We start from the raw sequence: 1,088 nt of genomic DNA on the forward strand, positions 1-1,088 counted from the left end.
GCGCCTCGGCGTAGAAGCGCTGCTGCTGCGCCTGGCTGCCGGCTTCGCGCAGCACGCCCAGCAGCGCGAAATGGTTTTGCGGGATCTGGCCGAGCGCCGGGTCTGCGGCGCACAGCGTGACGAAGACTTCGGCCAGCGTCAGGCACGAGACCTGGGCACCGCCGAAGCGGCGCGGTACCGTCATGCCGCCCAGGCCGCTCTCGGACCAGCGCTGCAACTCGTCCCACGGCAGCCGGCGTTGGTGGTCGCGCTCCGCGGCGCCGGTGGCGAACTCTGCGGCCAGCTGCCTGGCGACTTGCAGGGCCTCGGCGTCGTCACGGATGCGGTGCACACGCTCTGGCTCAGGGCGCGGCGGCGATGAGCGAGGGGGCGCAGAGGCGGGTGTTCCATCGGCGACCGCCTCGTGAGCGGAGGCCAGCGCGGGCGCGGTGATCACGGTCATGTTGCTGGCATTGCAGCGCATGGCCTCGCGCGCGGCCACGAAGAAATTCGGGTTTGCTTATCCGGTGGCCGTGCCCTTCAGCAGCCCGCCGCTGGTGAAGAAGTTGCCGCCACCCAGGTGATGCAAGGCCCGCTGCGGCTCGGGCAGGTTCTGCCAGTGCCCGTCCTTGAACGCGAAGTCCTCCGCCCACGCGGCGACGACTTCAGCGAGGAACAGGTCGTAGGTGGCTTCGTTGTGCGGCTCGGGGTAGACCTTGCATTCCAGCCAGGCCAGGCAGCCTTCGACCAGCGGGGCAGGGACTTGCGAGGCCGGTGTGGTGGCAATGCCGTAGGTGGCGAACTTGTCGCGCTCGCGGCCGCTGGTGTTGCCGACGGCGACCACCATGTCGAGCTGTGCGGCGTTGGGCACCGATAGCACGAAGCTGCCGGATGCGGCAATCAGTTCGCGCGTGAAGGTGGCCTTGTCGATCACCACCGCGACCTTGGGCGGCAGGAAGTCCAGCGGCATGTTCCAGGCCGCGGCCATCACGTCGCGCCGGCCGGCGCCGTCGCCGCTGGCGACGAGCACCGTGGGGCCGTGGTTGAGCAGGCGGCTGGCGTGTTTCAGGTCGACTGGGATGCGCATGCGGCGGATGGTATCGCCCACT

Annotated in this window: 2 protein-coding genes; both read right to left on the minus strand. The window is 69.8% G+C overall.

Annotated features, from left to right (window positions below; genetic code table 11):
• The coding region (locus FKP22_RS31325) for an acyl-CoA dehydrogenase family protein (protein WP_211361688.1) at positions 1-442 on the minus strand (442 nt) is incomplete at its 3' end.
• Positions 443-499: 57 nt separating this feature from the next.
• Entirely contained in the window at positions 500-1,087 is a 588-nt protein-coding gene (locus FKP22_RS31330) for a flavin reductase family protein (RefSeq protein ID WP_310733405.1), read from the minus strand.
• Position 1,088 lies beyond the last annotated feature (1 nt).

It is taken from the genome of Ideonella azotifigens (genome assembly GCF_006519715.1).
GTDB lineage: Bacteria > Pseudomonadota > Gammaproteobacteria > Burkholderiales > Burkholderiaceae_C > Ideonella > Ideonella azotifigens.